Below are 7,048 nucleotides of genomic sequence, written 5' to 3'. Positions count from 1 at the left end.
GCCCGGGGGTCCGGGGGCCGGCCCCCGGGGAACGGGCGAAGGGCGGGTAGGGGACAGCCCCCGCAGGGCTGCTGTCAGGCCGGGACGGTCAGCTCCGCGCGGGCGGCCGCCACCGTTTCGGGGAGGGTGGCCGCGGCCGCACCGAGTTCGTACAGGGTGATCGGCTGGACCGTGAGGGACGCCTCGCATGCGGGGAACCAGAACAGAGTGAGGTCCGCCCGCAGCAGGTGTGCGTACTCCCACGCGATCTGGACGTCCGTCTGCGAGGCGTCGGACACGTCGAAGTCCGCCCGCCGCGGGTTGAGCACGACGAAGTCGGCCAGTTCCCGCGCCGCCCGCGGCTGCCAGGGCGGGCAGTGCGTGATGCCGCCCGCCAGGAAGACCGACGGCGGGTCCCCCGGCGCGGGGCGGTACCGCGCCGGCGCCTCCACGTACCTCACGGCGTCTGGGACGCCGCCGCGGCGGCGGTCTCCGCCGCCAGCTCCGCCGTGATGTCCGCCGGCCGCCGCCAGCCGCGCTCGCCGCGGGCCAGCAGCCAGGCCGTCGCCTCCTGCGGGGGCATCGCGGCGGCGACCAGCCAGCCCTGGACGGCGTCGCAGCCCAGGTCGCGCAGGCGCTCCCACGTCTCGTCGTCCTCGACGCCCTCCGCGACGACCAGCAGGCCCAGCGAGTGGGCGAGGTCCACCGTGCAGCGGACGATCTCCGCGTCTTGGGCGTCCACCGCGAGCCGCGCCACGAACGACCGGTCGATCTTCAGCTCGCTGACGGGCAGCCGCCGCAGGTGGACGAGGGAGGAGTAGCCCGTGCCGAAGTCGTCGAGGGACATCTTCACGCCGTGGCCGGTCAGTCCGGCCATGGTGTCGGCGGCCCGCTGCGGGTCCTCCAGCAGGACGTGTTCCGTTATCTCCAGCTGGAGCCCGCTCGCCGGGACCCCGTGCCGGGCGAGGCGCGCGGCCACGGCGCCCGCGAAGCCGGGGGTGTGGACGTCGCGCGGCGACACGTTGACGGCGACCGGGACCTTGAGGCCCTGGGCCCGCCACCGGGCGACCTGCGCGAGCGCGGTCTCCAGTACGTACTCGGTCAGGTGGGGCATCAGCCCGGAGGTCTCGGCGATCGCGATGAACTCGTCCGGCGAGACCCGCCCGCGCTCCGGGTGCACCCAGCGCACGAGTGCTTCGAGCCCGGCCACCTTGCCGTCGAACCGGACCTTCGGCTGGTAGTGCAGCTCCACCTCGCCGGCGTCCAGCGCCCGGCGCAGGTCGCCCAGCAGGCCGAGCCGGTCGGGGGTGTTGCTGTCGCGCTTGGACTCGTAGACCTCGACTCCGGTCCGGTCCCGCTTCGCCTGGTACATGGCGACGTCGGCGCGGCGCAGCAGTCCCTCCGCGTCCAGCGCGTGGTCGGGGAAGACGGCGAGGCCGGCGCTGGCTTCCAGGACCAGGGTCAGGCCGTCCAGGTCGAGGGGGGAGCTGAGTTCGGCGACGAGGTTGCGGGCGATCCGCTGGGCGCTGGTGGTGGAGTCGGCGACGGGGAGGAGGACGGCGAACTCGTCGCCGCCGAGGCGGGCCGCCTCGGCGTCCGGGGGCAGGGCCTGGCGGAGCCGGTCCGCGATCTGCAGGAGCAGCCGGTCGCCGGCGAGGTGGCCGAGGGTGTCGTTGACCGCGCGGAAGCGGTCCAGGTCGATCAGTACGAGCGCCGCGCGGGTGCCCGACCGTTCGGCCTGGTCGAGCGCGCTCCAGGCCCGCTCCAGCAGCCACTGCCGGTTGGGCAGTCCGGTGAGCGGGTCCCGCAGCTGCTCCTCGGCTCGGGCCCGGGCGATCCACAGGGTGGAGTCCAGGGCGATGAGCGGTACGGCGAACAGCGGCAGCAGCACGGGCTGCGATTCGGCGACCACGCAGATCAGCGGGGCGATGCCGAGGAGCGCGACGGCGACGAGGGCCTGGCGCAGCAGCGCGGTACGGGCGACCGTGGGCAGCCCGCCGCCGCTCGGGGCGAGGGCGAGCCACAGCAGGAGGCGGGTGACGAGCAGGTAGGCGAGGGCGACCAGGATGACCTCGGGGATCGCGTCGATCCCCCAGCCGGTGGGGCGCCACGGGGCCTCGACGGAGGGCGACTCGCCGAAGGCGGCGAGGACGAGGGCGCCCGCGCCGATGCCGAGGATGTCGGTGGCTCCGTGGAGCAGGCCCTGGCGCCAGCGGTGCCGGCGGGCGGCGCCGACGAGGGAGACCACGGCGAGGGAGACCAGCCCGGCGGGGACCCATCCGTAGAGGATGAGGACGCCGAGGGTGAGGGCCGCGCCGGATCCGGTGCCGCCCCACCAGCGGTCGCGGCCGAGGGCGACGAGGTGGCCGACGATGATGCCGGTGAGCAGGGCGAGCGCCCAGCCGACCGGGCCGCCGGGGAACAGGGCGTGACGGCTGGTCAGTGCGGTGATGATGCCGACGCCGAGCACGACGGCGGCGAGGCCCACGATGACGAGGGGCAGCGCGGTGCTCCGGCCCGCCGGGCCCGTGCCCGCTCCGGTGTCGAGCGGTCGCGCTTGCGGCGTCCTGGAACCCAGGACACCGAGCCGGCCCGTCCGCATGGACGGGAACTCCCCGCCGAAATCTGGTGACGGGTCGGCGCTTTCGATGGGTTTCATGCCCGTCCCTCTCACAGCCGGCGATGCCGATGCCACGCGATGGCCCCGATGTCATGCCATCACGGCTGGAATCGCGTCAAGCAGCCGTGCACGACAGGCGCACCCCTCAACAGTAGGACGCGGGAGGCGTCCAGGGGCAGCGGTCGGCGGCGGTTGCCCGAATACGACCCAGCCATCCTCATCAGTACGGTATCCGCCGAACGGGTGAGTTCGGACCAGGACTCCCCGGCCGCCCGTCCGATGATCCGACAGGTCACGGGCCCGCCACCAGCCTTGTACCGGCCTCGCATGGGCCCGGTACCGGCCGCGCCCCACCGGGTGTCACCGCCGTCCGCGCCCGGCGCGCGCCCGCTCGTACGGCCGCACGCCACGCATCCGTTCGCCTTCGCTACTCCGCTGCGGCGTCGCCGTCCACCGGGAGCGCGGCCTCGCGGGCCGCTTCCGGGCCCTCCTCCAGCAGGACGGCGAACCCGGCGTCGTCGAGGATCGAGAGCTTCAACTGCACGGCCTTGTCGTACTTCGAGCCGGGGTTGTCGCCGACCACGACGAAGGAGGTCTTCTTCGAAACGGACCCGGTCACCTTGGCGCCCCGGCTCTGCAGGGCCTCCTTCGCGCCGTCCCGCGTGTGGCTCTGCAAAGTTCCGGTGACCACGACGGTCAGCCCCTCCAGCGGGCGCGGCCCCTCGTCCTCGCCGGAACCTTCCTCCTCCATCCGGACGCCGGCCGCGCGCCACTTGCGCAGGATCTCCTGGTGCCATTCCTCGGCGAACCACTCCTTGACCGAGGTCGCGATGATCGCGCCGACGCCGTCGGTGGCGGCCAGTTCCTCCTCGGTCGCCTGCTCGATCCGCTCGATGGAGCGGAACGCGCGGGCCAGCGCCGCCGCCGCGACCGGGCCGACGTGCCGGATCGACAGGCCGTTGATGATGCGGGCCAGCGGCTGGGTCTTGGCCGCCTCGATGTTCGCGAGCATGGCGAGGGTGTTGGTCTTGGCCTCGCCCTCCTTGTTCGCGAAGAAGGTGACGATCTTCGGCTCGCCGGTCTTCGGGTCGATCTTGGGCTGACCGGAGTCCTGGTCCCGGACGTAGGACGTGATGGGCAGCAGCTGCTCCAGGGTGAGCCCGAAGAGGTCGCCCTCGTTCGCCATCGGGGGGACCGAGGGCTCCAGCGGCTGGGTGAGGGCGGCCGAGGCCACGTAGCCGAAGTTCTTGATGTCCAAGCAGGCGCGCCCGACCAGGTAGAACAGCCGCTCGCGCAACTGGGCGGGGCACGTCTGCGCGTTGGGGCAGCGCAGGTCGATGTCGCCCTCCTTCATCGGCCGCAGCGGCGTCCCGCACTCGGGGCACTCGGCGGGCATGACGAACTCCCGCTCGCTGCCGTCCCGCAGGTCGACCACCGGCCCGAGGATCTCGGGGATGACATCGCCGGCCTTGCGCAGGACGACGGTGTCCCCGATGAACACGCCCTTGGCCTTGACGACCTCCTGGTTGTGCAGGGTCGCGAACTCGACCTCGGAGCCCGCCACCGTCACCGGCTCCACCTGGGCGTACGGGGTCACGCGGCCGGTGCGGCCCACGCCGACCTTGATGTCGATCAGCTTGGTGTTGACCTCTTCGGGGGCGTACTTCCAGGCGATGGCCCAGCGCGGGGCGCGCGCGGTGGAGCCGAGCCGGCCCTGGAGGGCGATCTCGTCGAGCTTGACGACGACGCCGTCGATCTCGTGCTCCACCGAGTGGCGGTTCTCGCCGAAGTACGCGATGAACTCCCGGACCTCGGCGAGCGTGGAGACCACCTTGTTGTGCTGGGCGGTGGGCAGACCCCACTCGTGCAGCAGTTCGTACGCCTGCGACTGGTTCTCGATCTCGAAGCCCTCGCGGGCGCCGATGCCGTGCACGACCATGTGCAGCGGCCGGCTCGCCGTGACCTTCGGGTCCTTCTGGCGCAGCGAACCGGCCGCCGCGTTGCGCGGGTTGGCGAAGGGCTTGCCCTCGGCCTCGACGAGCCGGGCGTTGAGCTCCTCGAACTTCTCCATGGGGAAGTAGACCTCGCCGCGGATCTCGACCAGGGCGGGGATCCGGTCGCCCTTCAGCCGGTCGGGGATGTCGGCGATGGTGCGGACGTTGGGCGTGATGTCCTCGCCCGTGCGGCCGTCGCCGCGGGTGGCGCCGCGGGTCAGGCGGCCGTTCTCGTAGGTGAGGTTGACGGCGAGGCCGTCCACCTTCAGCTCGCACAGGTAGTGGTAGTCGGAGGTGCCCGCGTCCCGCGCCACGCGCTCGGCCCAGGCCGCCAGTTCCTCGTCGTCGAAGGCGTTGTCGAGGGAGAGCATGCGCTCGCGGTGCTCGACGGAGGCGAAGTCCGTCTCGTACGCCCCGGCCACCTTCTGGGTGGGCGAATCGGGCGTGCGCAGCTCGGGGTACTGCTCCTCCAGTGCTTCCAACGAGCGCAGCAGCTGGTCGAACTCGGCGTCGCTGACGACCGGCTGGTCGTTCACGTAGTACCGGAAGCGGTGCTCCTCGACCTGCTCGGCGATCAGCGCGTGCTGCTCGCGCAGTTCCGCCGGTACGGCCGATTCGCTGCCCTGCTTCTGTTCGGCTGCCATGCCGTGTCCTCCCGTGACCCGTCTTGATCCATCACTCAGGGTTGTCGGCGAGCGACCTCGCCGCCCTGACGCAGTGCGCCTGAACCGCCCGCGCGTAGGCGGGCGAAGCGCCCGCCAGACCGCACGTCGGGGTGACCACGACGGACTCCGCCAGAGTCCCCGGGGTCAGCCCCAGCCTGCGCCAGAGCTTCCTGACACCCATGACGCTACCGCCCGGGTCTGACAGCGGGCCGTCGGTCCCGGGCACCACTCCGGCGAAGAGTTTCGTACCGGCTTCGACCGCTTCCCCGATGGCGTCATCCTCGCGCTCGGTGAGCAAGGAGAAATCGAACGACACGCCCGAGACCCCGGCGCGTCGCAGTAGTGCGAAGGGCACCTCGGGGGCGCAGGAGTGGACGATCACCTCGCCGTCGTGGACGGCGAACAGCTCGCGCAGCGTGCCCTCGACGACCTGCCGGTCGACGGCGCGGTAGGTGCGGTAGCCGCTGGCGGAGCGGACCCGCCCGAGCAGGGCGGCGGTGAGCGAGGGCTCGTCGTACTGGAGGACGATCTCGGCGCCGGGGATGCGCTTGCGCACGTCGGCCAGGTGCTCGCGCACGCCCTCCGCGAGCGATCCGGCCAGGTCCCGGCAGGCGCCCGGGTCCTGGAGGACGGCCTCGCCGCCGTGCAGTTCCAGGGCGGAGGCCAGCGTCCACGGCCCGACGGCCTGGACCTTGAGCCGGCCCTGGTAGCCCTGGGTGAACTCCTCCAGGGCGTCCAGGTCCTCGCCGAGCCAGGAGCGGGCCCGCTTGCTGTCGCGGCCGGGACGGTCGCTGATCCGCCAGCCGCTGGGCTCGACGTGCGCGTACATGTCCACGAGCAGCCCGAGGGAACGGCCGATCATGTCCGAGCCGGGGCCGCGGGCGGGCAGCTCGGCGAGGTACGGGAAGTCCTCGAAGGAGCCGGTGACGGTCTTGGCGGCCTCGCGGGCGTCGCCGCCGGGCAGCGAGCCGACTCCGGTGGCTCCGCCGGTGCGGCTCGCGCTCATCGGCCGGGCCTGACGCTGAGGTCGCTGACCACGGCGTCGCGGGGCAGGTCGACGGCCATGACGATGGTGGTCGCGACGGACTCGGCGTCGATCCAGTCGGCGGCGTCGTAGGACTCGCCCTCCTGGGAGCGGACCTTGGCCTGCATGGGGGTGGCGGTGCGGCCGGGGTAGACGGAGGTGACGCGGATGCCGTTCTCCTTCTCCTCCGCCCGGAGCGAGTCGGCCAGCGCCTTCAGCCCGTGCTTGGAGGCGGCGTACGCGCTCCAGTCGGCGTGGGCGGTGAGCCCGGCGCCGGAGTTCACGAAGACGATGGTGGCGTGGGAGGCGCGCAGGGTCGGCAGCAGGAGCCGGGTGACCTCGGCGGGGGCGATGAGGTTGACGTTGAGCTGCTGGTGCCAGGTCTTGGGGCGCAGCTCCCCCACCGGGCCGAGGTCCACGATGCCGGCGATGTGCAGGAGCGAGTCGATCCGCTCCGGGATCGCCTGCTTGGAGAAGGCCCACGAGAGCCGGTCGGGGTCGGCGAGGTCCCCTACGAGCGCGCCGGATCCGGGGTACCGGTCGGTGAGCTGCCGGGCGCGGGCGGCGTCGCGGGCGAGCAGGACGAGGTCGTCGCCGCGGGCGTGCAGCCGCGCCGCGACGGCGGCACCGATGCCGGAGCCGGCGCCGGTGATGAGGTGAGTAGCCATAGCGCCCATGCTCGCATCCGGGCCGGGGCCCCTGGTCCAGGCGTCCGGATACCCATCGGGGCGGGGCACGGCGACCGGGCCCGGCAGCGGGCCGGCAG

General features: G+C 72.9%; 5 protein-coding genes. All 5 read right to left on the bottom strand.

Annotated features, from left to right (window positions below):
- Positions 1-74 precede the first annotated feature (74 nt).
- Complete coding sequence (locus ACFWBW_RS35435) at positions 75-440, bottom strand: nucleoside 2-deoxyribosyltransferase domain-containing protein (RefSeq protein WP_385381792.1); 366 nt, start codon at positions 438-440, stop codon at positions 75-77.
- Positions 437-2,638: a putative bifunctional diguanylate cyclase/phosphodiesterase gene (locus ACFWBW_RS35430; RefSeq protein WP_385381789.1), complete on the bottom strand. Its 2,202-nt coding sequence runs from the start codon at positions 2,636-2,638 to the stop codon at positions 437-439. Before ACFWBW_RS35430 ends, ACFWBW_RS35435 begins: the two co-directional genes overlap by 4 nt.
- Before the next feature lie 388 nt (positions 2,639-3,026).
- The gene (ligA, locus tag ACFWBW_RS35425; protein WP_385381786.1) at positions 3,027-5,237 is read right to left on the bottom strand and encodes an NAD-dependent DNA ligase LigA; all 2,211 of its coding nucleotides are present in this window, start codon (positions 5,235-5,237) and stop codon (positions 3,027-3,029) included.
- Between the two features lie 31 nt (positions 5,238-5,268).
- On the bottom strand, positions 5,269-6,264 hold the full coding sequence (locus tag ACFWBW_RS35420; protein ID WP_385381783.1) for a methionine synthase: 996 nt from the start codon (positions 6,262-6,264) through the stop codon (positions 5,269-5,271).
- Positions 6,261-6,950, bottom strand: coding sequence for an SDR family oxidoreductase (locus ACFWBW_RS35415; protein ID WP_385381780.1), 690 nt, complete (start codon positions 6,948-6,950; stop codon positions 6,261-6,263). The genes ACFWBW_RS35420 and ACFWBW_RS35415 overlap by 4 nt, the downstream gene beginning before the upstream one ends.
- Positions 6,951-7,048 lie beyond the last annotated feature (98 nt).

The organism is Streptomyces sp. NPDC059957, from assembly GCF_042730015.1.
Lineage (GTDB): Bacteria > Actinomycetota > Actinomycetes > Streptomycetales > Streptomycetaceae > Streptomyces.
This window is presented reverse-complemented; position numbering and strand designations above follow the sequence as displayed.